The sequence below is a fragment of the Cupriavidus sp. FW216-B1 genome (assembly GCF_058789195.1).
In genome coordinates this window covers 144962-168739 of record NZ_JBYTEL010000012.1, presented here as the reverse complement: position 1 = coordinate 168739, position 23778 = coordinate 144962, and the positions used below count along the sequence as shown (strand labels likewise).

At 70.6% G+C, this 23778-nt stretch carries 21 protein-coding genes; 3 read left to right on the top strand and 18 right to left on the bottom strand.

Annotation, left to right across the window (positions count from 1 at the left end):
• Positions 1-17: 17 nt before the first annotated feature.
• The 9 genes from AC3WXD_RS23500 to cyoA all read right to left on the bottom strand — a co-directional run bounded on the left by AC3WXD_RS23500 (position 18) and on the right by cyoA (position 11760).
• Positions 18-2342 (bottom strand): bifunctional salicylyl-CoA 5-hydroxylase/oxidoreductase, encoded by a 2325-nt coding sequence (locus AC3WXD_RS23500; protein ID WP_492324811.1) that lies wholly within the window; start codon positions 2340-2342, stop codon positions 18-20.
• Positions 2343-2638: 296 nt separating this feature from the next.
• The gene (locus AC3WXD_RS23495; protein WP_020423895.1) at positions 2639-3442 is read right to left on the bottom strand and encodes an IclR family transcriptional regulator; all 804 of its coding nucleotides are present in this window, start codon (positions 3440-3442) and stop codon (positions 2639-2641) included.
• A gap of 113 nt (positions 3443-3555) precedes the next feature.
• A complete protein-coding gene (locus tag AC3WXD_RS23490; RefSeq protein WP_492324801.1) occupies positions 3556-5721 on the bottom strand; it encodes an acetate--CoA ligase family protein in 2166 nt (721 codons plus the stop codon).
• A 4-nt stretch (positions 5722-5725) separates the two neighbouring features.
• Entirely contained in the window at positions 5726-6526 is an 801-nt protein-coding gene (locus AC3WXD_RS23485) for an enoyl-CoA hydratase/isomerase family protein (protein ID WP_492324800.1), read from the bottom strand.
• A 23-nt stretch (positions 6527-6549) separates the two neighbouring features.
• Positions 6550-7503 (bottom strand): tripartite tricarboxylate transporter substrate binding protein, encoded by a 954-nt coding sequence (locus AC3WXD_RS23480; protein ID WP_492324810.1) that lies wholly within the window; start codon positions 7501-7503, stop codon positions 6550-6552.
• A 229-nt stretch (positions 7504-7732) separates the two neighbouring features.
• On the bottom strand, positions 7733-8107 hold the full coding sequence (cyoD, locus tag AC3WXD_RS23475; protein WP_059410572.1) for a cytochrome o ubiquinol oxidase subunit IV: 375 nt from the start codon (positions 8105-8107) through the stop codon (positions 7733-7735).
• Positions 8104-8715: a cytochrome o ubiquinol oxidase subunit III gene (gene cyoC, locus AC3WXD_RS23470; protein WP_492324799.1), complete on the bottom strand. Its 612-nt coding sequence runs from the start codon at positions 8713-8715 to the stop codon at positions 8104-8106. Before cyoC ends, cyoD begins: the two co-directional genes overlap by 4 nt.
• A gap of 3 nt (positions 8716-8718) precedes the next feature.
• Positions 8719-10695: a cytochrome o ubiquinol oxidase subunit I gene (cyoB, locus tag AC3WXD_RS23465; RefSeq protein WP_492324798.1), complete on the bottom strand. Its 1977-nt coding sequence runs from the start codon at positions 10693-10695 to the stop codon at positions 8719-8721.
• Between the two features lie 3 nt (positions 10696-10698).
• On the bottom strand, positions 10699-11760 hold the full coding sequence (cyoA, locus tag AC3WXD_RS23460; protein WP_155888215.1) for a ubiquinol oxidase subunit II: 1062 nt from the start codon (positions 11758-11760) through the stop codon (positions 10699-10701).
• A gap of 205 nt (positions 11761-11965) precedes the next feature.
• On the opposite strand from cyoA, the gene AC3WXD_RS23455 reads away from it, so the two are divergent.
• A complete protein-coding gene (locus AC3WXD_RS23455) occupies positions 11966-13381 on the top strand; it encodes an aminotransferase-like domain-containing protein (protein ID WP_492324797.1) in 1416 nt (471 codons plus the stop codon).
• 236 nt (positions 13382-13617) lie between these two features.
• Positions 13618-14265, top strand: a complete 648-nt coding sequence (locus AC3WXD_RS23450; protein WP_454730964.1) for a hypothetical protein — start codon at positions 13618-13620, stop codon at positions 14263-14265.
• Positions 14266-14321: 56 nt separating this feature from the next.
• Here AC3WXD_RS23450 and AC3WXD_RS23445 read toward each other — a convergent pair whose 3' ends face one another.
• From AC3WXD_RS23445 to AC3WXD_RS23415, 7 genes are all read right to left on the bottom strand, one after another.
• A complete protein-coding gene (locus tag AC3WXD_RS23445) occupies positions 14322-14909 on the bottom strand; it encodes a thioredoxin fold domain-containing protein (protein WP_020205174.1) in 588 nt (195 codons plus the stop codon).
• A gap of 379 nt (positions 14910-15288) precedes the next feature.
• Positions 15289-16122: a MetQ/NlpA family ABC transporter substrate-binding protein gene (locus AC3WXD_RS23440; protein ID WP_492324796.1), complete on the bottom strand. Its 834-nt coding sequence runs from the start codon at positions 16120-16122 to the stop codon at positions 15289-15291.
• Between the two features lie 52 nt (positions 16123-16174).
• The gene (locus AC3WXD_RS23435) at positions 16175-17629 is read right to left on the bottom strand and encodes an efflux transporter outer membrane subunit (RefSeq protein WP_492324795.1); all 1455 of its coding nucleotides are present in this window, start codon (positions 17627-17629) and stop codon (positions 16175-16177) included.
• On the bottom strand, positions 17626-18579 hold the full coding sequence (locus tag AC3WXD_RS23430) for an efflux RND transporter periplasmic adaptor subunit (RefSeq protein WP_454730961.1): 954 nt from the start codon (positions 18577-18579) through the stop codon (positions 17626-17628). Before AC3WXD_RS23430 ends, AC3WXD_RS23435 begins: the two co-directional genes overlap by 4 nt.
• Positions 18576-18785, bottom strand: a complete 210-nt coding sequence (locus AC3WXD_RS23425; RefSeq protein WP_020205178.1) for a DUF1656 domain-containing protein — start codon at positions 18783-18785, stop codon at positions 18576-18578. Before AC3WXD_RS23425 ends, AC3WXD_RS23430 begins: the two co-directional genes overlap by 4 nt.
• A 43-nt stretch (positions 18786-18828) precedes the next feature.
• Positions 18829-20910: an FUSC family protein gene (locus AC3WXD_RS23420; protein ID WP_492324794.1), complete on the bottom strand. Its 2082-nt coding sequence runs from the start codon at positions 20908-20910 to the stop codon at positions 18829-18831.
• Between the two features lie 5 nt (positions 20911-20915).
• Positions 20916-21401 carry a MarR family winged helix-turn-helix transcriptional regulator gene (locus AC3WXD_RS23415; RefSeq protein WP_020423897.1) on the bottom strand — a complete coding sequence of 162 codons (486 nt, stop codon included), beginning with the start codon at positions 21399-21401 and terminating at the stop codon, positions 20916-20918.
• Positions 21402-21665: 264 nt separating this feature from the next.
• On the opposite strand from AC3WXD_RS23415, the gene AC3WXD_RS23410 reads away from it, so the two are divergent.
• The gene (locus AC3WXD_RS23410) at positions 21666-22583 is read left to right on the top strand and encodes a LysR family transcriptional regulator (protein WP_029044070.1); all 918 of its coding nucleotides are present in this window, start codon (positions 21666-21668) and stop codon (positions 22581-22583) included.
• Here the strand turns inward: AC3WXD_RS23410 and madM are convergent.
• Both madM and madL read right to left on the bottom strand, forming a co-directional pair.
• Complete coding sequence (madM, locus tag AC3WXD_RS23405; RefSeq protein WP_020205182.1) at positions 22580-23353, bottom strand: malonate transporter subunit MadM; 774 nt, start codon at positions 23351-23353, stop codon at positions 22580-22582. The genes AC3WXD_RS23410 and madM overlap by 4 nt on opposite strands.
• A gap of 12 nt (positions 23354-23365) precedes the next feature.
• A complete protein-coding gene (gene madL / locus AC3WXD_RS23400) occupies positions 23366-23770 on the bottom strand; it encodes a malonate transporter subunit MadL (RefSeq protein WP_492324793.1) in 405 nt (134 codons plus the stop codon).
• Positions 23771-23778: the final 8 nt, after the last annotated feature.

Below are 23778 nucleotides of genomic sequence, written 5' to 3'. Positions count from 1 at the left end.
TGGATGGTCGCCGTGCGTCAGTTCGCCGAAGCGGCTTTCTCGCGCGCGAAGTTCGCCTCCATCTGGGCCTTGGCCGAGCGGTACTGGCGCGGCCAGTCCACCGGCGCGTAGCCGATCTTGGCCGCCTCGGTCAGCGTCCACGCCGGGTTGGCCAGGTGCGGGCGCGCCACCGCGCACAGGTCGGCGCGGCCCGCGGCGAGGATGCTGTTGGCGTGGTCGGCTTCGCTGATGGCGCCCACGGCGATGGTCGGGATGCCCGCTTCCTGGCGGATGCGGTCGGCGAACGGCGTCTGGAACATGCGGCCGTAGACCGGCTTCTCCTTCTTGCTGACCTGGCCCGAGGAGCAGTCGATCATGTCGGCGCCCGCGGCCTTGAACGCGCGCGCGATCTCCACCGCGTCGTCCGGCGTGATGCCGCCCTCGACCCAGTCGTGCGCGGAGATGCGCACCGACATCGGCTTGTCCTGCGGCCATGCGGCGCGCACCGCGGCGAACACCTCGAGCGGATAGCGCAGGCGGTTGGCCAGGCTGCCGCCGTATTCGTCGGTGCGGTGGTTGGTCAGCGGCGAAATGAAGCCCGACAGCAGGTAGCCGTGCGCGCAATGCAGCTCGAGCCAGTCCACGCCGATCTCCGCCGCGGCCTTGGCCGCGTTGACGAACTGCGCCTTGACTTCGTCCATGTCGCGCCGGGTCATCTCGCGCGCGGTCTGGCTCACGCCTTCGAGATACTGCTGCGGCGAGGCCGCCATCACCGGCCAGTTGCCGGACGCCAGCGGCTGGTCGATGCCGTCCCAGGCCGTGCGCGTCGACGCCTTGGCGCCGGCATGGCCGATCTGCATGGCGAACTTCGCGTCGGTGCTGGCATGGATCCACGAGACGATGCGCTGCCACGCCGCCTGCTGCCGCGGCGTGTACATGCCCGGGCATCCCGGTGTGATGCGGCCCTCGGCGCTGACGCAGGTCATCTCGGCGAACACCAGCCCGGCGCCGCCCATCGCGCGCGCCCCCAGGTGCACGAGGTGATAGTCGCCGGGCTCGCCGTCCACGGCCGAGTACTGCGCCATCGGCGAGACCACGATGCGGTTCTTGAGCGTGACCCCGCGCACCGTGTACGGCGTGAACATCGGCGGCGGCGGCGCGCTGCCGTCCGCCACCGGCACGCCCGCGCGCCGCGCCAGCCAGCGCTCGTAGCCTTCCAGCCACGGCTGGTCGCGCAGGCGCAGGTTCTCGTGGCTGATGCGCTGGCTGCGCGTGAGCATGGAGTACATGAACTGCGGCGGCTCGAACTGGTCGCAGTAGCGCTCGCCGCAGACCTCGAACCATTCCATCGCGTTCCACGCCGCGTTCTGCAGCCGCAGCGTCTCGATGCGGCGCGCTTCCTGGTAGCGCGTGAGCACGGCCTCGATCTGGTCGGGGCTGTCGCCGAGCAGGCGGAACTGCCGGGTCAGCTCGATGGCGTCCTCGAAGGCGAGCTTGGTGCCCGAGCCGATGGCGAAGTGCGCGGTGTGCACGGCGTCGCCCATCAGCACCACGTGGCTGCCGTGCGCATTGCGCAGCCACCACTGTTCGCACACCACGCGCTGGAAGTTGAGCCACGCCGAGCCGCGCAGGTGGCGCGCGTTGGTCATCAGCGGGGCGCCCTTGAGGTTGGCGGCGAACAGCTTCTCGCAGAAGGCGATCGACTGTTCCTGGTCGGCCTTGTCCAGCCCGTGCGCGAGCCACACGTGCTCGGGACATTCGACGATGAAGGTGGTGGTCTTGTCGTCGAACTTGTAGATGTGCGCCTGGAACCAGCCGTGCTCGGTCTTCTCGAACAGGAAGGTGAAGGCGTCGTACAGCTTGTGCGTGCCCAGCCAGATATAGCGGTTGGGCCGCACCACCACGTCGGGCCGGAAGGTCCCGGCGTACTTGTCGCGGACGCGGGAATTGATGCCGTCGCTGGCGATGACGAGATCGGCGTCGGGATAGTCGGTGTCGGAGTCGGCCTCGGTCTCGAACACCAGCTTCACGCCAAGCTGCTCGCAGCGCTCCTGCAGGATGTTGAGCAGCTTCTTGCGGCCGATGCCGACGAAGCCGTGCCCGCCCGAGCGGATCACCTGGCCCTTGAATTCCAGCTCGATGTCGTCCCAGTGGTTGAAGGCCTGCTGGATCGCGTCGGCCGTGACGGGGTCCCAGCGGCGCATGTTGTCCATCGTGGCGTCCGAGAACACCACCCCCCAGCCGAAGGTGTCATAAGGCTTGTTGCGCTCCACCACCACGATCTCGTGCCGCGGGTTCTGCTGCTTCATGAGCAGCGCGAAATACAGGCCCGCCGGGCCGCCGCCGATGCAAACGATCTTCATCACCAGGTCTCCTTGAGCTTGCGCTCGTCCGTTGCGCTGTTCCGACCGCTGTTCCGGCATCCGGCCATTCAGCGGTTCCGTTATCGTGGGGCGCAATTTAATTTAGATCTATATAGTTTATATGTCAAGTAATTATGCGGACGCGGTCCCCGGCGGGATGAGGAGGAGATGCAGGAAGAAGCGCAGGAAGGCAGTCAGGTGCCGCCCGACCGCGCGCGGGAAATGGCCGGCCAGCCACGTGGCGCGGCGGACGGACCGATCCGCGCCGCCGCGCCATGTGCGCCCTGCCCGTCGCGTCAGTCCGGCCGCGCCTGCTCGAAGGCCTGCCGCAATTGCGCCGCCAGCCGCATCAGGTGCGGCCTGAGCTCGCGGCTGGCCGCGGCCACGCCGGCGCGCGTGGAGGTGCTGACGTTGAGCACGTGGAGCGGATAGTGGCCAAGCTGCATCGGCGTGGACAGCGCCACCACCTCGGGCTGCCAGCCGGCGGCGCACCAGCCGTGCCGCTGCACGTGGTCGATGGCCTCGAGGATCTCCGCTTCCAGCTCGGGCCAGTGCGCGGAGAAGCGCTGGCGGAACTGCCGCATCAGCGCCTCGCGCTCATGCGCGGGCGCGGCCGCCAGCCAGGCGCGGCCCAGCGAGGTCAGCGCGATGGGCACGCGCTGGCCCGTCACCACGTTGCGCAGCGACACCTTGCGGCTGTAGCGGATCGATTCCAGGTAGACCATCTCGTCCTGGTCGGCCATCGCCAGCCCGACGTTGATGTGCTCGGCCTGCGCCAGCTCGCGCATCAGCGGCGCGGCCAGCTGCAGCACGGTGGAGCCGGTGCGCATGGCGTGCGCCAGGCTCAGCACCGGCGCGCCGAGGCGGTAGGCGCGCAGGTCGGGGTCGTATTGCAGGAAGCCGGTCTCGACCAGGCTTTGCGTCAGGCGGCTGACGGTGGAGCGCGCCAGCCCGGTGCGCTCGGCCAGCTCGCCGTTGCCGAGCACCTCGGAGCCGGGCCGGAACGCGCGCAGCAGCGCGATGCCGCGCTCCAGCGAGCGGTTGGCAAGCTGGCTGGCTGGCCGCCCGCGCGCGCGGCTGCTTGCATCCTCCGAATCCACTGCGGCCTCCGATGGCATGAAGCGCCGCATTTCCGCTGGACGGAAATGCGGCGCCGAGGGCAGCAGTCTGGCACAGACCGGCCCGGCGCGCGAGCCCCCGGCGCGAGTCCCGGCTAGGCGATGACCGCCACGCCGTCGGCGGCGCGCACGCCCTGCCCGGCCGGCAGCACGAACACCGGGTTGATCTCGGCCTCCACCAGCCGCTCGCCGAGCGCGGCGGCCATGCGCGAGAACGCGACGATGGCCTCGGCCAGCGCCGGCACGTCCGCCCTGGGGCGGCCGCGGTAGCCGTCCAGCAGCGGCCACGTCTTGAGCTCGCGCGCCATCGCCGCCGCCTCTTCGCGCGAGAGCGCGCCGCCGGGCGGCAGCAGGCGCAGGGTGGTGTCCTGGAACAGCTCGGCGGCGACGCCGCCCATGCCGAGCAGCACCGCGGTGCCGAGCGCGTCGCGGTGCAGGCCGAGGATCATCTCGACGCCGCCGCCGACCATCTCCTGCACCAGGAAGCGCTCCGGCTCGCGGCCGGTGTGGCCGGCCACCTCGGCGCGCATCGCCGCCAGCCGCGCGGGCACGTCCTGCGGCGCCACGCCGACCGCCACGCCGCCGATGTCGCTCTTGTGCGTGATCTCCGACGACAGGATCTTCAGCACCACGCGCTCGCCGAGCGCGCGCGCGGCGGCCTGCGCCTGCACATCGTCGCGCACCACCGTCTCGCGCACCGTGGGCACGCCGAAGCGCGCGAACAGCGCCTTGGCCTGCGCCTCGTCGAGCGAGCCGGACGGCAGGTCCGCGATGCCGGCGGCGGGCGCGACAGGCGCGACAGGCGCGGCCGCCAACGCCTGCTCCGCCGCCGCACGCAGGCGCGCCGCGTCGAGCATCGCGCCCAGCGCCGCGGCGCAGCTTTCCGGCGCGCTGAAGGCCGGCACGCCGCGCTGGTTCAGCACCGCGGCCACGTGCGGCGCGTGCGGGCTGACGTAGGCCAGCACCGGCTTGTCGCTGCCCGGCAGGCAGTCGCGGATGGCGTCGGCCATCAGGTCCGGCATGGCCAGGCCGGAGGAGCCGACGATCACCGCCACGGCGTCGTAGCCCGGGCTGTCGAGCAGCGTGCGGATGGCCGCGCGCAGCAGGTCGGGCTGCAGGCCGGCCAGCGTGACGTCGATCGGATTGCGGTCCAGCGCGGCGTGGTCGCCGTTCTGCAGCGCGCGCAGCTGTGCCGCGGTGGCCGCGTCGGGCGGCGGCGTCTCGAAGCCGGACACGCCCAGGCTGTCCGACACCAGCGTGCCGGCGCCGCCGGTCGAGGTCAGCACCGCCACGCGCCGGCCGCGCAGCACGCGCCCGGCCGCCAGCGCGGCGGGAATGTCGATCAGGTCGGCGAAGGTCTGCGCGCGGATCACGCCGACCTGGCGGAACAGCGCGTCGTACATGCGGTCGGCGCCGGCCAGCGCGCCGGTATGCGAGACCGCCGCGCGCGCGCCGGCCTCGGAGCGGCCGATCTTGAACGCCACCACCGGCTTGCCGGCGGCCGCCGCCTTGAGCGCGGCGGCGCGAAAGCGCGCCGGGTCGCGCACGCTTTCCACGTACAGCGCGATCACGCGGGTGGCTTCGTCGTCAGCCAGGTAGTCGATGAAGTCGGCCAGGTCGAGGTCGGCCTCGTTGCTGGTGGAGACCAGCTTGGACAGGCCGATGCCGCGCGCCGCGGCGCGCGACAGCAGGGCGCCGAGGATGCCGCCGCTCTGCGACACCACGCCGATGCTGCCGGCCGGGAAATGCTCCATCTCCAGCGCGCCGCTGGCCGACAGCGGAATGCCGTCGGTCACGTTGACCAGCCCGATGGTGTTGGGCCCGAGCAGGCGCATGCTGCCGGCCGCCTCGACCAGCTCGGCCTGGCGGCGCGCGCCCTCGGCGCCGGTCTCGGTGTAGCCGCTGGCCAGCACGATGGCCGCGCCGGTGCCGCGCGCGGCCAGCTCGCGCACGGCGTGCTGCGCGCGCTCGGCGCCGAGCAGCACGATGCCCACGTCCGGCACCTCGGGCAGCGAGCCGATGTCCGGGTAGCAGCGGATGCCGCCGATGGTGTCCACCTTCGGGTTGACCGGGTAGATGGCGCCGCCGAAGCCGTGCCGCGTCAGGTAGGACACCGGGCGGCCCGAGGTCTTGGCCGGGTCGGCCGAGGCGCCGATGACCGCCACGCTGCGCGGCTTGACCAGGCGCGCGATGGCGGAGGCGGTGGAGGCGGTGGAGGCGGTGGAGGCGGTGGAGGCGGTGGAAATCAGGTCGGATGCCATCGCGTCAGCCCTTCGCCGCGGCCGCGGTCTTGTTGAGGAAGGCCAGCACCGACGCGCGGTGCTCGCTGCTGGTGTAGCAGATGCCCTGCGCCTGGCTGCCCTGCGCGAACACCTGCCCGGCCGGCAGCTCGAAGCTCTGGTTGAGGATGGACTTGCCCAGCGCCAGCGCGGTGGGCGAGCCGTGGCTCAGCTCCGCCGCCCAGTTGCGCGCGTCGGCCAGCAGCGCGTCCGGCGCGCTCACGCGGTCGGCGATGCCGAGCCGCAGCGCCTCGGCCGCGTCCACCTTGCGTCCGCTGAAGATCAGTTCCTTGGCCCTGGACAGGCCGGTGCGGCGCGGCAGGAAATACATGCCGCCGCCGTCGGGGATCAGCCCGCGGTGGATGTAGGACCAGGCAAAGCTGGCGCTCTCGGAGGCGACCACGAAGTCGCAGGCCATCGCCATGTCGGCGCCCAGCCCGGCGGCCGCGCCGTTGACCGCGGCGATGGTCGGCTTGGGCATGTCGTGCAGCAGCGCCACCGAGTGGTGCACGCGCTGCTGGCGCGCCCAGCCGTTGAAGCCGACCTCGCCCTGCGGCGCGTCCATGCGCTTCTGCATGCCGGCCACGTCGCCGCCGGCGCAGAAGCCCTTGCCGCTGCCGGTCAGCACCAGCGCGCGGATGCCGCGCTCGACGGTGACGCGCTCCAGCGCGTCGATCAGCTCGCTGCGCATATCGTCGGTGATGGCGTTGCGCTTGTCGGGGCGGTTGAGGGTCAGCACGGCGATGCCGTCCTGCGTTTCCAGCTCGATGAAGGAATAGTCGGTCATGGTGTGTCTGGCTGCGGCTCGGTTCAGTTGATGGTGATCTTTGCGTCTTTGACGACCTGGCTCCAGCGCGCCTGCTCGCCGCGCACGTAGCGGCCGAACGCCTCCGGCGTGCCGGGGCTGACGATCAGCCCCTCGGCGTCGGCGCGCTTGCGGAAGGCGTCGGTGGCCACGGCCTTCCTGGCCGCGGCGTTGAGGCGGGCGATGACCGGCGCCGGCGTGCCGGCGGGCGCGAACAGCCCGTACCAGCTTTCCGCCACGTAGCCGGGCACGCCGCTCTCGGCGATGGTCGGCACCCTGGCCAGGTCGGGGCTGGTGGAGCGCTGCGCGCTGGTCACGCCGAGCGCGCGCAGCTTGCCGGACTCCAGCAGGTTGCCGACCGCCGAGGCGGTGGCGAACATCAGGTCCACCTGGCCGCCGAGCAGGTCGGTGATGGCCGGGCCGGCGCCGCGGTAGGGAATGTGGTTGAGGTTGACCTTGGCCAGGCTCTTGAACAGCTCGCCGGCGAGGTGCGCCGAGGTGCCCGGTCCCTGCGAGGCGAACGAGATCTTGCCGGGGTTGGCGCGGGCCGCGGCGATCAGGTCCTGCACGGCCTGGTACGGGCTGTCCGGGCGCACCACCAGCACGTTGGGCGAGCGGCCCACCAGCACCACCGGCGCGAACGCCTTATCGGTGGCGTAGGGCAGCTTGGGCTGCAGGCTCGGGTTGACGGCGTGCGCGAAGGTCGCCATCACCAGCGTGTAGCCGTCCGGCGCGCTCTTGGCCACGTTGTCGGTGCCGATGATGGTGCCGCCGCCGGGCTTGTTGTCGACCACCACGGGCTGGCCAAGGTCCTGCGACATGGCCACGCCGATGGTGCGCGCGATCAGGTCGGTGCCGCCGCCCGGGGAGAACGGCACCACGATGCGGATGGGCTTGTCGGGAAAGGCCGCCGTGGCGGTGGCCGGCAGGCACGCGGCGGCGAGGGCCAGCGCGGACAAGCACGCGCCGAGCGGCGCGGCGGATAGCGCGGCCAGCCTGCTGGCGACGCGACGGGAAAGGGAATGCACTGTCGTCTCCGTGGAATCCGGGGCACCGTGCGCCAGCGGCGCGGTGCCCCGTTTGTTGGAGACGAGAATAGGCCCGCGCGCCCCGCTTTGCAGCCCTTCAATTCCGTCCGGTGGAATTGAAAAGGCGGCGCGGCGGCGCGCGCGGCGCCGGCCGGGCCGGCTAGTCGCGCATCTTGGCGCGCTCCATCGACATCTGCGTCGGCATCATGTTGACGTTGGCGTTATGCATGACCCACAGCGAGCCCGCCACGATGATGGCGATCAGCAGCGCGCTGCAGATGAAGATGGCGGTGTTCTGGCGCTGGTCGCGCGCGGCGCCCATGTGCAGGAAGAACACGAGCTGCACCAGCAGCTGCGCCACGCACAGCGCGACGATGGCCGCCAGGCCCAGGTGGCGCGGCACCACGTCGAGCATCACGGCGCCGAACGAGGCGAAGGTCAGCAGCACCGACAGCACGAAGCCGACCACGTAGCCCTTGAAACTGCCGTGCGCGGCGTCGGCGGCGCCGGCCGGGTGGAGATGCTTGGTCTTCATACGAACTCACGCAGGTAAACGAAGGTAAAGACGCAGATCCAGATCAGGTCCAGGAAGTGCCAGAACATGCTCAGGCAGTTCAAGCGGCGGCTGGTGACGCCGTCCAGCCCGAAGCGCTTGATCTGGTGCATCATCACGGCGATCCACACCAGCCCGCAGGTCACGTGCAGGCCGTGGGTGCCGACCAGCGTGAAGTACGAGGACAGGAACGCGCTCACGCCGGGGCCCGCGCCGCGGTGCAGCAGCTCGGTGAACTCGTACAGCTCCATCGCGATGAAGCCGGCGCCGAGCAGGAAGGTCACGCCCAGCCAGCGCACCACCATCTGGCTGCGCCCGGAATGCATGTACAGCATCGCCACGCCGAAGGTGAAGCTGCTGAGCAGCAGCAGCATGGTCTCGCCCAGCACGAACGGCAGCTCGAACAGCTCGCGCCCGCCCGGCCCGCCGGCGGTGTTGCCCGCCAGCACGCCGAAGGTGGCGAACAGCACCGAGAAGATCAGGCAGTCGCTCATCAGGTAGATCCAGAACCCGAGCGTGGTCTTGGTGCCGTCGTCGTGATGGGCGTGGTCGTGCGCCGCGTGGGCGTGCGCGGTCATGGTATTGCTCATGGTTTACGCCGCCTCCTGCAGCTTCGCGTAGCGCGAGTTCTCGATGCGCTCGACTTCCGCCGCCGGCACGTAGTAGTCCACGTCGCGGTCGTAGCTGCGCAGGATGAAGGTGCCGATCATGCCGGCCAGCGCGACGATGGCCAGCGGCCAGATATGCCACACCAGCGCGAAGCACAGCACCAGGCTGAAGCCGGAGATGATGATGCCGGCGCCGGTGTTCTTCGGCATGTGGATGTCCTCGTAGCGCGCGGGCTGCACGTAGGCGCGGCCGCTTTCCTTGTCGTCCCAGTGCTGCTCGAGCGAGGTGATGTGCGGCACGTGGGCGAAGTTGTAGAACGGCGCCGGCGAGGCCGTGGCCCATTCCAGGCTGCGGCCGTTCCACGGGTCGCCGGTCGGGTCCATGTTCTGCTTGCGGTCGCGCACGCTGACGTAGAGCTGGATCAGCAGCGCCAGGATGCCGGCGCCGATGATCACCGCGCCGCACAGCGCCACCACCAGGTAGGGATGCCAGTCGACGTTGGCGTAGTGGTTCATCCGGCGCGTCATGCCCTTGAAGCCGAGCACGTAGAGCGGCATGAAGGCCAGGTAGAAGCCCACCAGCCAGCACCAGAACGAGATCTTGCCCCAGCGCTCGTTGAGGGTGAAGCCGAACACCTTGGGGAACCAGAAGCTCATCGCCGCCAGGCAGCCGAACACCACGCCGCCGATGATGACGTTGTGGAAGTGGGCCACCAGGAACAGGCTGTTGTGCAGCACGAAGTCCGCTCCCGGCACCGCCAGCAGCACGCCGGTCATGCCGCCGATGGCGAACGTCACCATGAAGCCGATGGTCCACAGCGTCGACGAGTGGTAGCGGATGCGGCCGCGGTACATCGTGAACAGCCAGTTGAACAGCTTGACCCCGGTCGGGATCGAGATGATCGAGGTCATGATGCCGAAGAAGGCATTGACGTTGGCGCCCGAGCCCATCGTGAAGAAGTGGTGCAGCCAGACGAAGAACGAGAGGATGCCGATCGACGAGGTGGCGTACACCATCGACTTGTAGCCGAACAGCGGCTTGCCCGAGAACGTCGAGATGATTTCCGAGAACGCGCCGAAGCACGGCAGGATCAGGATGTACACCTCGGGGTGGCCCCAGACCCAGATCAGGTTGATGTACATCATGGCATTCCCACCGAGCTCGTTGGTGAAGAAATGCATGCCCAGGTAGCGGTCGGCGGTCAGCAGCGCCAGCGTCGCGGTCAGCACCGGGAACACCGCCACGATCAGGATGTTGGTGATCAGCGCGGTCCACGTGAACACCGGCATCTTCATCAGGTTCAGGCCGGGCGCGCGCATGCGCAGGATGGTGACGATGAAGTTGATGCCGGTCAGCGTGGTGCCCAGCCCCGATACCTGCAGGGACCATATGTAGTAGTCGACCCCGACCGTCGGACTGTAGCCGAGCTCCGACAGCGGCGGGTAGGCGACCCAGCCGGTGGCGGCGAAGTCGCCGACGAACATCGACAGCATCACCAGCACCGCGCCCGCCACCGCCAGCCAGAAGCTCAGCGAGTTGACGAACGGGTAGGCCACGTCGCGCGCGCCGATCTGCAGCGGCACGATCACGTTCATCAGGCCGAGGATGAACGGCGTGGCCACGAAGAAGATCATGATCACGCCGTGCGCGGTGAAGATCTGGTCGTAGTGGTGCGGCGGCAGGTAGCCGGCCGCGTCGCCGTAGGCCAGGGCCTGCTGCGCGCGCATCATGATGGCGTCGGCGAAGCCGCGCAGCAGCATCACCAGCGCCATGATGATGTACATCACGCCGATCTTCTTGTGGTCCACCGAGGTGAACCACTCGGTCCACAGGTACTTCCACTTGCCGAAGTAGGTGATCGCGCCGAGCAGCGCGGCGCCGCCCAGCAGGACGACCGCCAGCGTGCCCATGATGATCGGCTCATGGTACGGGATGGCGTCGAGGGTGAGTTTTCCAAACATGGCTTATAGCTCCGTGGCCGTGGCGCCGGAGCGCGGAATCGAGACTTGCGAAAGGTCCCGGGAGGCGGGCGCGGCGGCGGGCGTGGCAACTGTCACGGCGGCGGGCGCGGCGGCGGCCTCCAGCGTGACCGGGCTGTTCGCGCGGCAGATCGCGTCGCCGCCCTTCATGTACTTGTTCACCACGCCGGCGAACAGCGCCGGCGCCACGCTCGAATACAGCGTGGCCGGGTCCTTGCTGCTGGGGCGCTCGAGCATGCGGAAGGCCTTCTCGTCGAGCGGCCGGGCGGACTGCTTCGCCTCGGCGATCCAGCGCTCGAAGTCGGCGCGCGAGGTGGCGAAGGTCTTGAAGTGCATGTCGGAGAAGCCCTGCCCGCTGAACGCGGCGGACTGGCCGAGATACACGCCCGGCGTGTCGGCGATCAGGTGCAGGCGCGTCTGCATGCCCGCCATCGCGTAGACCTGGCTGCCCAGCTGCGGGATGAAGAAGGAGTTCATCATCGACTCGGCCGTGATCCGGAAGTTGACCGGCGTGTCCACCGGAATCGTCAGCTGGTTGAGCGAGGCCACGCCGTACTGCGGATAGATGAACAGCCATTTCCAGTTCAGCGCGACCACCTCCACTTCCACCGGCTCGGCGGCCGACTCGATGGGCCGGTACGGGTCGAGCTTGTGCGTGGTGTCCCAGATCAGGATGCCGAGGAAGATCACGATCACGCACGGGATGGTCCACACCACCACCTCGATGGCGGTGGAGTGCGCCCACTTCGGCGCGTAGGTCGCGCGCGTGTTGGAAGCGCGGTAGCGCCAGGCGAAATACAGCGTGAGGACGATGACCGGAATCACCACCATCAGCATCAGCGCGAGCGAGATGACGATGAGCGATTTTTCCTGGTGCCCGATGGCGCCCTTCGGGGAGAAGAGTTCCATCGAGCAGCCGTTGAGCAGCAGCGCCGCTGCGGCTCCGCAGGCCAGCGCGGAGCCCGGCAGCTTGCCGGCCCACGCCTTTGCCCGGGCATGTAGGGGGCGCCGGATCGCCATGGCTGGCCCGGCCGTCGATTTGCGCATATCTGAATCACCTTAGTTATGCATCACATAACCTATGCACTTGTCGGGACGGAATGCCACGGCACGCGGAATACATGGGGCGAGGGCTTGCTGCGAGCGACGGCCGCCACGAAGGCGGGAGGGCATACAAAACGGCTCAATGTATGGCTTAATGCGATGCGGTGCCGGATCTTAAGGTAAGACAAAAGCCATACAACGAGGGTTTATGCCTAGAAAATCCACCCCACGAGAGCCAGCCACGGAAACCGCCGCGCGGCCGGCGTGGCTACCCGATTTCCGCCCCGGCAAGGGCGCGCGCTACCTGCAGGTGGTGGCCGCGATGGAGCAGGCCGTGGCCGACGGCGGGCTCAGTCCGGGCGACCGCCTGCCGCCCCAGCGCCAGCTCGCCGAGCTGCTCGGCGTGGACCTCACCACCGTGACCCGCGCGCTGGCCGAAGCCAAGCGCCGCCACCTGGTGGAGGCGCGCGGCGCGCTCGGCACCTTCGTCGCCGCGCCCACGGTGGAACTGGCGCAGATGGTGGACCTCAGCATGAACGTGCCGCCGCCGCCCGAGGGGCTCGACTTCGACGACCTGCTGCGGCGCGGCATGTCGCAGGTGCTGATGCGCACCGACGCCAACCTGCTGATGACCTACCAGTTGGGCGGCGGCAGCAGCCCCGACAAGGCCGCCGGCGCGCTGTGGCTGGCGCCGATGCTGGGCGAGGTGGCGCCCGCGCGGCTGGTCGCCTGCCCCGGCGCGCAGGCCGCGCTGGCCGCGCTGATCCTCGCGCTCACGCCGCCCGGCGGCACCATCGTCACCGAGCCGCTGTGCTACCCGGGCCTGCGGCTGGCCGCCGAGCAGCTCGGCCGCGCGGTGGCGAGCGTCGCCGCGGACGACCAGGGCATGCGCCCCGACGCGCTGGAAGCGGCCTGCCGCGAGCACGGCGCGCGCGTGGCCTACCTCAACCCGACCTCGCAGAACCCCAACGCCCGCACCATGCCGGCGCAGCGCCGCCGCGACATCGCGCGCGTGGCCGAGCAGCGCGGCATCGCCATCATCGAGGACGACCCGTACTGGCTGCTGACGCCGCACGCGCCGCCGCCGCTGGCGCACTACTCGCCCGCGCACGTCTATTACATCGCCACGCTGTCCAAATGCCTGAGCCCGGGCCTGCGCACCGCCTACCTCGTCACGCCGCCGGCCGCCGACCAGGACGCGGTGCTGGCCGCGCTGCGCTCGTTCGCGCTGATGTCCACGCCGCTGTCCACCGCGCTGGCCACGCAGTGGGTGCACGACGGCACGGCCCTTGCGCTGCTGGGCGACATCCGCGCCGAATGCGCCGCGCGCCTGGCGCTCGCGCGCGGCATGCTGGGCAGCCTCGGCCACCCGCCTTCGGCCGGCATCCACATGTGGCACCTGCTGCCGAGCTACTGGACCTCGCGCGAGCTGACCCAGGCCGCGCACGCCGAAGACCTGCGCGTGACCGCCTCCGACGCCTTCCACGCCGGGCCCAACCCGCCCAACGCGATCCGCATCTCGCTGGGCGGCGTCAAGGAGCGCGCGCGCCTGGCGCTGGCGCTGAAGAAGCTGGCCGACCTGCTCGCGCGCATGCCGCGCCAGCACCGCGAGATCGTGGTGTAGCCGCGCGCCGGGGGCGACAGCGAGGTACTGCGGGAATACCACGGGAATACCGCGGGACTATTGCGGGCGTGCCGCGCAGATGCGGCGGCTTGCGCTGATCCGGTCATATTCGCCGGATCTGATTCTTTCCGCGCGCGCGGCGCGGCCGTAAAGTCCGCCTGTCCAGACCTCCCCCCGAACGGCATTTCTCCCCCGGCAATACCTTGCCCTGGGGGACGGGATGTCTCGTCCTCGCGATGTACCAACTCTTCGTATCGAAAGGATGCCCGGCCTGCGCCACGCTCGCGCTGTTCATGCAGGACGCCGGCATCGCGCACACCGTCCATGAACTGGCCTCGCCGCGCCACGCGGCCGAAGTGCTGCCGCTGCTCTCCGACGCCGACCCGCGCTGCCCCGCGCTCGCCATCGACGACGAAGGCGCCACCGGGCTGGCCGATTGCCTGCGCCTGCTCGCCGCGCGCCATCCGACGCTGGGCAGCTTCGAGCGCGCGCGGTTGTCGGACGCGCAGCGCGACCTCGTGGACGGCGTGCTCAGCGGCCGCATGCTGATGGCGCGCACCCGCCAGTCGTTCTCGGCGGCGCTGCTGGCGCTGGCCGACGCCATGCGCGACTGGAGCGCGAGCGTGTCGCAGTCGCGCCATCACCTCGGCCTGGCCGTGCCCTACTTCGACCTCGGCATGGCCGGCCGGCTCGCCTCGGGCACGATCCGGGTGTGGGAAGCGGCGGGCCTGCAGGACGCCGCGCGGCAAGCCGCGAGCCGCTTCCCGCGCGGCTTCGAGAACGACTACCTGGACCGGCTGCGGCGCACGCGCAGCTGGGTCTACTGGAGCGGCGCGGCCGGGCTGGCCGGCACGGCGCCGGCAAGGCGGCTGGCGGCCAGATAGACCTTATGCAAGCCCCGCGCGGCGGATTGCCGCATGTGGCAATCCGCCGCGCCGCCTCAGACGCCGAGGCGGGCCTTCAGGGCATCGGTGGACAGCGCGCCCTCGAAGGTCTGCGCCTGCCCGCCCTCGCCCGCGAACACGACAAACGGCACGCTGGTGATGCCCAGCCGCAGGAAGTATTCGGTATTGGCCTTGACCTGCGCCAGCGCCTGCTCGGGCAGCGCCATGCCGGCGGTGTCGAGCCCGCGCTGCGCGGTCGCCAGCGTGGCCTCGTGGCTGTTCATGGTCTTCACCGCGTCCTTGCTGTCGAGCAGCGCGGCGCCCTGCTGCGCGGAACGCTCCGGCGTCAGCAGCGCCACCGGGATCCAGGTGAAATGCACCGAGGACATCAGCGGCGTGGCGGCCTTCCACAGCTCGCCGCAATGCGGGCACTGCGGGTCGAAGAAGACATAGACCTTCTTCGCGCTGAGCAGGTTGCCGGCGCTGAATCCCTTGGTCGCGGCGGCGATGGCGTCCACCGAGATCGCGGTCGCCGGCTGCGCGGCGGCCGATGCCGGGGCCGTGCCCTGCGCGTCGGGCGCGGACTTGCCGCAGGCGCCGAGGGCGAGGACGAGAAGGGCTGGGAGGAGGAGTTTTGCGTACATGGCGTCCGATGGTGGAGGAGCGGTTCCGGCGCGGGCCGAGGTGGCTCGTGCGCATCGGTTCCCAGTGTACGTGCGGGGGAGTGCGCCGTATTTAGGACTTGTCCTAAATTGGCGGGGGTGCTGGATGGTGCTGGTGTGTTGGGTAACACCGTTGGCTTCGCCTGATGTGGCTCCTAGCCGAACCACCCCTCTCCCCGGCCCTCTCCCCGCGAGGGGAGAGGGAGGACACCTTGCTTGGGCTAGCTCGCGCGGCGTGGGCCCGTTCGCGGGCTTCGTCAATCGCTTCAGGTTTGCGCCCCTCTCCCGCGTGCGGGAGAGGGGTCGGGGGAGAGGGCAGGCGCCCGCGAATGCGCCGCGCCCGCCCGTCAAACCCGACAGCTTAGAACGACGGCACCATCGCGCCCTTGAACTCGCTCTTCATGAACTGGCGCACTTCCTCCGACTGGTACGCCGCCACCAGCTTCTTCACCCACGGCTTGTCCTTGTCCTGCGTGCGCACCACGATGATGTTGGCGTACGGGCTGTGGATGTCTTCCAGCGCGATGGCGTTGCGCAGCGGCTGCAGGCCGGCGGCCAGCGCGTAGTTGGTGTTGATCACGGCCGCGGCCACGTCGGGCAGCGCGCGCGCGAGCTGCGCCGCGTCGAGCTCGACGAGCTTCAGCTTCTTCGGGTTGTCGCTCACGTCCAGCGGCGTGGCGTTGACGCCGTTGCTGCCCACGCCGGGCTTGAGCTTGATCACGCCCTGCGCGGCCAGCAGCAGCAGCGCGCGGTTCTCGTTGGACGGGTCGTTGGGCACCGCCACCTTGGCGCCCTGCAGCAGGTCCTTGGGCGACTTGAGCTTCTGCGAGTAGATGCCCAGCGGCGAGATGTAGGTGTAGCCCACGCTCGTCATCTTGTAGCCGCGCTGCTTGATCTGGCTGTCGAGGTACGGCTGGTGCTGGAAGCTGTTGGCGTCGAGGTCGCCGGCGTCGAGCGCGGCGTTGGGCTGCACGTAGTCGTTGAACTCCACGACCTTGACGTCGAGGCCGTTGCGCCTGGCCACTTTCTGGACCACCTGCCAGACCTGCGCGTCGGGGCCGCTGACGGTGCCCACGCGCACGGCCTGCTCCTGCGCCAGCGCGGCGCCCGAGGCGGCGATGCCGAGCGCGGCCACGGCGGCGGCCAGCGTCTTGCCGAGGGAAAAACGGGAATAGGGGAAAGGAGTGATTGCCATGTTGTGCTTCGAATAATGAGAGACCGGCCGGCCGGACCGAAGGCAGGCCGGCTCAGCGCTCGCCCATTGTATGCGCTTCGACCTTGGGCGCGCCCTGCCAGCCGCCGCCGAGCGCGAGGAACAGGCTGATCTGGTCGAGCGCGACCTGGCTTTGCGCCGCGGCGAGCTGGGCCTCGGTGCTGGCCAGCGTGCGGTCCGCGTCGAGGCTGGACAGGTACGGCGAGCGGCCGGCCTGGTAGAGCTGGCGGTTCTGGCGCGCGGCCTCGCTGGCCTTGTCGCGCGCGTCGCGCAGCGCGCCGGCGCGCTCCAGCTCGCGCGTGTAGCTGCTCAGCGCGGTCTGGGTCTCGCGCAGCGCCTTGAGCACCACGCCGTCGAAATGCGCCAGCGCGGCCTCGGCGCCGGCCTCGGTGCCGTGGATGCGCGCGCGCGTGCCGTTGGTCGGCAGGTTCCAGGTGATGAGCGGGCCCACGGTCCAGTGCGCGGTCTGGCCCTGGCCGAGGTGGTCGAGAATGCCGCTCAGGCCGGTGGAGGCGCCGATGCGGATGGACGGGTACAGGTCCGCCGTGGCCACGCCGATCTTCGCCGTGGCGGCGGCCAGCTCGCGCTCGGCCTGGCGCACGTCGGGCCGGCGCTTGAGCAGCGCGGCGCCGTCGCCCACCGGCAGCGGCTGGGTCAGGCGCGGCTCCTCATGGCAGGCGTATTCGGCGCGCGACTCCGCGGTGGGCGGCTTGCCCAGCATCACCGCGAGACGATAGGCCGCGCCGTCCTGCTCGGCCTTGAAGCGCGGCAGGTTGGCGCGCAGCGCGTCGGACTGGGCCTCGGCGCGCAGCAGGTCGACCGGCTGGCCGCGGCCGGCCTCGACCATCTTGCGGGCGATCTCCACGCCGCGGTTCTGCAGCACGAGCTGGTGCTCGGCCACTTCAAGCTCGTGCGTGGCGGCGCAGCCCTGCACGTAGGCGCGCACAGTCTCGGCCACCACCACCACGCGGGCCTGGTCGAGCGCGGCGGCGCTGGCCTGCGCGCCGGCCAGCGCGGCTTCGTCCGCGCGCGCCAGCTTGCCGAAGAAGTCGATCAGGTAGGAGACGTTGAGCCCCACGTCGCCGAAGTTGAACACCGGGATCTTCTCTTCGTGCAGCAGCGGCTCGCCGGCGATCTGCCCGCGCGCCACGCTGGCGCCGAAGGCGCCCTGCGGCAGGTTCTCCGACTCCACCTCGTGATAGACCGCGATGGCGCGCTTGAGGTTGGCCGAGGCCACGCGCAGGTCGGTGTTGGCGGCCAGCGCCTGCTGCACGAGCTGGTCGAGCTTCGGGTCGTCGTACAGGCGCCACCAGCCGTCCGGCACCTCGCCGACGGAGACGGCCGCGTTGTCGGCGCCGAGCAGCGCGCCGTTGGCAGCCGGCGCATGGATGGCGGCATCGTCCGGCACGCGGTAATCGGGGCCCACCGTGGTGCACGCGAACAGCAGCGGCACCAGCGCCGGCAGCAGGGCCAGGCGCAGCGCGTTCATCGCGCCGCTCCCTGGCTGGCCGCGGCCGGGGCCGAGGCGGCCTTGCCGCTCTCTTGCGCCGGACCCTGCGCCGAACCTTGCGCGCGCGCCTCGCGCACCGACACGGTGGCGGTGCGGCCCGCCACCAGGCGCAGGTCGGGCGGCGGCTCGTCCAGCACGATGCGCACCGGGATGCGCTGCGCCAGCCGCACCCAGTTGAAGGTCGGGTTGACGTTGGGCAGCAGGTTCGAGCCGTTGGTGCGGTCGCGGTCCTCGATGCCGGCGGCGATGCTCTGCACGTGGCCGTGCAGCACGCGCGACTCGCCCATGATGCGGATGTCCACCGGGTTGCCGATGTGGATGCCGTGCAGCTTGGTTTCCTCGAAATAGCCTTCCACGTGGAACGAGTTGGCGTCCACCATCGACAGCACCGGGCGGCCGGTGGTGACGTAGTCGCCCAGGCGCGGCAGGCGGTCGTTGACGTAGCCGTCCACCGGGCTGAGCACGCTGGTGCGCGTCAGGTTCAGGCGCGCCAGGTCGACCGCGGCCTGCGCCTGCTGCACGGCGGCCTCGCCCTGCTGGACCTTGGCCAGGCCTTCTTCCACCACTTCCTTGGAGACCACTTCCGAGAGCGTCTGGCTGCGGCGCGACTCGCGCCGCGCCTGCGCCAGCGTGGCGCTCTGCGCGGCCAGCGTGGCCTGCGCCTGCTGCAGCGCCAGCGCGAAGCGGTCGCGGTCGATCTCGAACAGCGGCTGGCCGCGCCGCACGAGCTGGTTGTCCTTGACCAGCACCTTGGTCACGAGGCCCGACACGTCCGGCGCGATCTGCACCACGTCGGCGCGCACGTGGCCGTCGCGCGTCCACGGCGCGATGGTGTAGTAGTCCCACAGGTGCTTGACGACGACCACCGCGACCGCGGTGACGACGAGGGTAAGGACCACAGGTCCGAGCGTGCGAAGATTCAGTTTCATGACTGCAGCCGATGCGCGAGGTAGACGACGCCACCCAGCACGATCACGTAAAACGCCAGATTGAACAGCGACCGGTGCCAGACCAGCCGGTAAAAGCCCGTGCGCGCCAGCACGGCGCGCGCGCAGGCGGTAATCAGGAAAGCCACCAGCATCCATGCCAGCAGGCTCGGGACAAACACGCCGTAGACGTCGATCTCGCCGCTCATTGCGCGCCTCCGCGTGGGTAACGGTTATTCATTGCCATGACCATCATCGGCTCCCGGCCGGACCGGACGGCGGCGGCAGCGGTGCCGGCGGCGCCGCGGCGAACAGCGCCACATGCATCTCCACCAGCGCCGCGAACGCCTCGCGCGAGGCGTGGTCGGCGCGCGTGGCGACGGCGCGGATGGCCTTGCCCATGCGCTCGCGCAGCACCTGCGGCGGCGCCTCGGCGCGCGCGTCGAGGCGCGCCTGGTAGTAGCTGGCCACGCCGTGCAGCACGCGCCGCACGGCATGCTGGTGGTCCGGCGCCAGGTCCGGCATCTCGCGCTGCAATGCCAGCGTGCTCAGCTCCACGCGCACTTCGGAGAAGCCGTCGGTGGACAGCTCGCTCTCGCTGGCGGCCAGCCGCGGCACCAGTTGCGCCAGGCGGTCCAGCATGCGCGCGCGCAGGTGGGCGTGCTCGCCGGGCTCGCGCCCGGTGGCGTTGCGGGCGATATCGTCCCAGCTCGCGCGCACCAGCCGGCGCGCCGCCACCCGGGTGCCGAACGGGCGGAACACCAGGGTCCAGATCAGCGCGAACAGGATGCCGGCGATGCCGGCCACGTTGCCGTTGAAGAAGGCCTGGAAGTCCGCGCTGTAGGCGCCCTGGATGCCGATGTCGTTGGCCGTGATGACCGCCAGCGGCAGGCCGATCAGGGCCAGCCGCGGCTGCGCCATCAGCACGCCGATCGCCAGGTAGGGCGCGGAGAACATCAGCACCAGCATCTCGAAGTCGTGCGCGTTGGGCAGCACCAGGAACAGGTAGATGGTGGCGATCACCAGGCACACCACGTTCCAGGTGAAGAACGAATGGATCATCGGCGCGGGCTCGTCCAGCGCCGCGAAGAAGCAGCAGGCGACCGCGCCCAGCGCCACCGCGCCGGCGCCGTCGGCCCAGCCCGACCAGATCCAGATCATGCCCATGCTGAAGATGGCCAGCGCCACCGTCACCGTGGAGAACAGCAGCATGCCGTGGTCGTAGTGGCGCGCGGCGCCGACTTCCCAGCGCCGGAACGCCGGCGTCCACTCCGCTTCCGGCGCGGCCGCGCCGACGCGGCGCTGCAATGCCACGCAGTCCTGCCACAGCTCCATCAGCTCGCGCAGGCGGCCCTCGGCGGTGGCGGCCAGCGCGTCGTGCCAGTCCGGGCCGCGCGCGCCCTCGGCACCATCGCCGGCCTCCGTGGCATCGAGCCGCGCCTGCGCGTCCGCCATCGGCGACGCCTGCGGCAGCTCCAGCTCGGGCAGCGGCGCCTGCGCGCCGCCGGCGATCCACTTCTGCACCCGCGCCATGTTGCGCGACAGCCGCCCGGGCATGCCGGCCGGATTCTGGTGCAGGGCTTCCACCACCGCCGCCAGCGACGACAGCACCGGCAGCAGCATGGTCATGCGCCCGCGCAGCTCCTGCGCCTGCCGCACGCGCGCGGCGGTCTCGGTATCGTAGGAAAGCTGGCTGATGAGCTGGTCCAGCGCCAGGATGTCGGCCGCCAGCCGGTGCCGGCTGTGGTGGCGCGAGACCTTGGCGGCGGCGTCCGCGCACAGCATGTCGGTGGCCCACAGCGCGGCGTCGCCGAGCCACTGGGCCGAGCGCTGGCGCAGCACCGTGGCCACGTCGGCCGGGAACAGCAGCGAGCCGACCACGCTGGCGCACAGGATGCCGATGCAGATTTCCTCGGCGCGCGCCACGGCGATGTCGAAGATGCCGCCGGGGTCGTTGACCGAAGGCAGCGCCACCAGCGGCAGCGTGTAGGCCGCCAGCATGAAGACGTAGCTGCGCGGCGTGCGGTGCAGCAGCGCCACGTACAGCAGCACGCCGGTCCACACCGCCACCGCCGCCATCAGCAGCGCCGGCGCGTTGACCAGCGTGGGCACCATGACCACGGCGGCGGCCGCGCCCAGCAGCGTGCCGAGCACGCGGTACAGCGCCTTGGAGCGCGTCGCGCCGGTCAGCGGGTGCGCCACGATATAGACGGAAGCCATCGCCCAGTACGGGCGCGGCAGGCCAAGATAGAGCGCGATGAACAGCGCCAGCATGGCGGCCACGAAGGCTTTGAAGGAAAAGAGCCAGTCTCTTCCGGAAGGCCAGGTCATCATTGCCGTCAGGATTCCGTGAGGCCGGAGATGGTGATGTTGCCGGCATTGCCGCCCGCGGCGGCGGCCGCGCGCGAGAGCGCGTCGAGCACGCGCAGCGCGCCTTCGAAATCCTGCTCGGTCAGGCCCGCGAAGACATCCGCGCGCAACTGCTTGAGCTCGGCCTCGATCTTGGTGGCGAGTTCCTCGCCGGCGTCGGTCAGCCACAGCGCGTTGGCGCGGCGGTCATTGGCGTCGACCTCGCGGCGCACCAGGCCCGCGGCGGAAAGCTGGTCGACCAGCCGCACCAGCGACGCGCCTTCCAGCCCCACGTAGTCGGCCAGCGTGACCTGCCGCACACCGCCGCCGAGGCGGCGGATGAACAGCAGCGGCCCGGCCGCGGCGGCGGAGATGCCGTAGGCGGTCACCGCGCCCTGCGAGATGTGACGCCATTGGCGGCCGGCCAGCATGAGCTGGCCGGTGAAGGCGAAACGGAGGGCGTCGAGCGGGGGCATGGAGGGAATGATAGCAACCATATAGTTAGGTTGCAAACTATTATCCTGCTAACCATTCTGGCGGAAGGGGTTTTGTCGGGGGGGCAGGCATCCGCGCCCGCGCCGCCCTTCCGTCCACGCCGCCACGCCACCGCACATCACCGCCACGTCACCGCCACACCCGCGCCGCGTTCCCCGCGCACCGCGGCGCCGGACCCGCCGCGGTGCGCGAATCTGGTTATCATGGCCCGCATCGCCACCGCCCGCCGCCTTGTCCGCATCCCCATGCGCAACCGCATCAACGAAGAGATCACCTTCCGCAAGCTCGAAGTCCTGCTCGCGTACATGGAAGCCGGCAACCTCGCCAAGGCCGCCGAGGCGCTGGACGTGAGCGCGGTCAGCGTGCACCGCGCGCTGCACTCGCTCGAGGAAGGCATGCGCTGCGCGCTGTTCCGCCACGAGGGGCGCAGCCTGATTCCCACCGAGGCCGCGCACGTGCTGGCCGAGATCGCCGGCGAAGTGATCAAGACCATGTCCGACGGCATCCGCGCCACGCGCGAGGCGGCCGGCTATTCGGCCGACCACCTCAAGATCGGCTCGCTGTATTCGCTGACCATCCGCACCGTGCCGGAAGTGGTGATGGGCATCAAGCTGCGGCGCCCGGAACTGCAGCCCGAGCTGGTGCTCGGCTCCAACGCCGACCTGCTGTTCAAGCTCAAGCAGGGCGCCATCGACGCGGCGCTGATGGCGGTGCCCGAGCCCGACCCGGAGGTCGAGTCGATCGCGCTGTTCGAGGACGAGATCCACTTCGCCGCGCCGGCCGAGTCGGCCTACGCGCGCCAGGCGTCGGTCGACCTGCACGCCTGCCGCGACGAAGCCTTCGTCTCGCTCAGCGAAGGCTTCGTCACCTTCCAGGGCTTCGTGGAAGCCTTCCGCATCGCCGGCTTCACGCCCAAGGTGGTGATGAAGACCGGCGACATCTTCTCGCTGATGAACCTCGTGAGCGGCGGCGTGGGCTACGCGCTGCTGCCGGGGCGCGTGCGCGACATGCTGCCGCACAAGGTGACGCTGATCCCGCTGTCGCCGCAATACCGGCTGCGCCAGCGCATCGGCCTGAGCTTCCTGCGCCGGCGCGAGCGCGACCCCAACCTGCTCGCGCTGGCCGCGGTGTGCCGGCTGGCGATGCGCGAGCGCGAAGGCTAGCCGACCACCGCCTTGGTGGCCAGGAACAGCAGCGACGGCCCCAGCAGGCAGCCCAGCCCGGTGTGGAACGTGGCGACCAGCGCGCCGTAGGGCACCAGCCGGCGGTCGGTCGCGGCCAGCCCGGCCGAGACGCCGCTGACGGTGCCGGCCAGCCCGCCGAACACCATCGCCGCGCGCGGGTTGTTCAGGCCGAGGAAGCCGGCCGCCATCGGCGTGCCGACCATCACGATGATGGCCTTGATGAGGCCGGTGGCGATGCTCAGCGCGATCACGTCGGAACTGGCGCCGAGCGCCGCGCCCGTGACCGGCCCGACGATGTAGGTCACGGCGCCGGCGCCGATGGTGGTCATGCTGACCGCGTCGCTGTAGCCGAACGCGCGCGCCACCGCCGCGCCGACGATGAACGGCAGCACGGTGCCGAGCAGCAGCGAGACCGCGCCCACCAGCCCGGCCTTGCGCGCTTCCGTGACCTGCACCTCGAACGCGGTGGCAACGATGGCGAAATCGCGCAGCATGGCACCGCCCATCAGGCCGATGCCGGAGAACAGCGAGAGGTCGGCCAGGCCCTTTTCCTTGCCGGTGACGATGCCGCCGTAGTAGGCCAGCAGCAGGCCGATGACGATGGCGATGGCCGAGCCGTGCACGCGGCCGAAGGTCAGCCAGCGCGACAGCCGCGACGACAGCCACATGATGATGCCGACCGCGGCGAAGGCCGTGACCAGGCCGTTCTGCAGCAGCACGGCCTGGAACATGTGCGGGATGGAATGCATGATGGCGGCTCCTCAGTGCGTGGAGACGGCGGCGCCGGCGGCGTCGAGCGGCGGCAGCGGCGCGTGGTCGCCGGTGCGGCTCAGCACGGCGATGCAGCCGGCCGACACCAGCACCGCGCCGAACGCGGCGAGCAGCGCGACCGGCCCGCCGCGCAGCGCGGCGACCACGTTCTGCTGCGCCGCCATCGCCACCACCACCGGGATGTACATCGCGCCCCAGAAGCCCACGCCGGCCTCGGTCTCGCGCGGCAGCAGGCCGCGCCCGTGCAGCCACAGCCGGATGCCGATGAGCAGCAGCATGGCGATGCCGACGCCGCCCACGTTGGCCTTGACGCCGATGGCCACGCCGAGCAGTTCGCCGAGGAACAGGCCGGCGAGATGGCAGACCGCCAGCAAGGCGGTTCCGTAGATGATCATGGTGCTTG

Coding starts and splice junctions, on each gene's coding strand:
- cyoA (WP_155888215.1), bottom strand. CDS start 11,760: ATGCGCAAATCGACGGCCGGGCCAGCCATGGCGATCCGGCGCCCCCTA.
- AC3WXD_RS23445 (WP_020205174.1), bottom strand. CDS start 14,909: ATGTACGCAAAACTCCTCCTCCCAGCCCTTCTCGTCCTCGCCCTCGGC.
- AC3WXD_RS23500 (WP_492324811.1), bottom strand. CDS start 2,342: ATGAAGATCGTTTGCATCGGCGGCGGCCCGGCGGGCCTGTATTTCGCG.
- AC3WXD_RS23450 (WP_454730964.1), top strand. CDS start 13,618: ATGTACCAACTCTTCGTATCGAAAGGATGCCCGGCCTGCGCCACGCTC.
- AC3WXD_RS23485 (WP_492324800.1), bottom strand. CDS start 6,526: ATGACCGACTATTCCTTCATCGAGCTGGAAACGCAGGACGGCATCGCC.
- cyoC (WP_492324799.1), bottom strand. CDS start 8,715: ATGAGCAATACCATGACCGCGCACGCCCACGCGGCGCACGACCACGCC.
- AC3WXD_RS23490 (WP_492324801.1), bottom strand. CDS start 5,721: ATGGCATCCGACCTGATTTCCACCGCCTCCACCGCCTCCACCGCCTCC.
- cyoB (WP_492324798.1), bottom strand. CDS start 10,695: ATGTTTGGAAAACTCACCCTCGACGCCATCCCGTACCATGAGCCGATC.
- AC3WXD_RS23410 (WP_029044070.1), top strand. CDS start 21,666: ATGCGCAACCGCATCAACGAAGAGATCACCTTCCGCAAGCTCGAAGTC.
- madL (WP_492324793.1), bottom strand. CDS start 23,770: ATGATCATCTACGGAACCGCCTTGCTGGCGGTCTGCCATCTCGCCGGC.
- cyoD (WP_059410572.1), bottom strand. CDS start 8,107: ATGAAGACCAAGCATCTCCACCCGGCCGGCGCCGCCGACGCCGCGCAC.
- madM (WP_020205182.1), bottom strand. CDS start 23,353: ATGCATTCCATCCCGCACATGTTCCAGGCCGTGCTGCTGCAGAACGGC.
- AC3WXD_RS23435 (WP_492324795.1), bottom strand. CDS start 17,629: ATGAACGCGCTGCGCCTGGCCCTGCTGCCGGCGCTGGTGCCGCTGCTG.
- AC3WXD_RS23415 (WP_020423897.1), bottom strand. CDS start 21,401: ATGCCCCCGCTCGACGCCCTCCGTTTCGCCTTCACCGGCCAGCTCATG.
- AC3WXD_RS23440 (WP_492324796.1), bottom strand. CDS start 16,122: ATGGCAATCACTCCTTTCCCCTATTCCCGTTTTTCCCTCGGCAAGACG.
- AC3WXD_RS23420 (WP_492324794.1), bottom strand. CDS start 20,910: ATGATGACCTGGCCTTCCGGAAGAGACTGGCTCTTTTCCTTCAAAGCC.
- AC3WXD_RS23455 (WP_492324797.1), top strand. CDS start 11,966: ATGCCTAGAAAATCCACCCCACGAGAGCCAGCCACGGAAACCGCCGCG.
- AC3WXD_RS23430 (WP_454730961.1), bottom strand. CDS start 18,579: ATGAAACTGAATCTTCGCACGCTCGGACCTGTGGTCCTTACCCTCGTC.
- AC3WXD_RS23425 (WP_020205178.1), bottom strand. CDS start 18,785: ATGAGCGGCGAGATCGACGTCTACGGCGTGTTTGTCCCGAGCCTGCTG.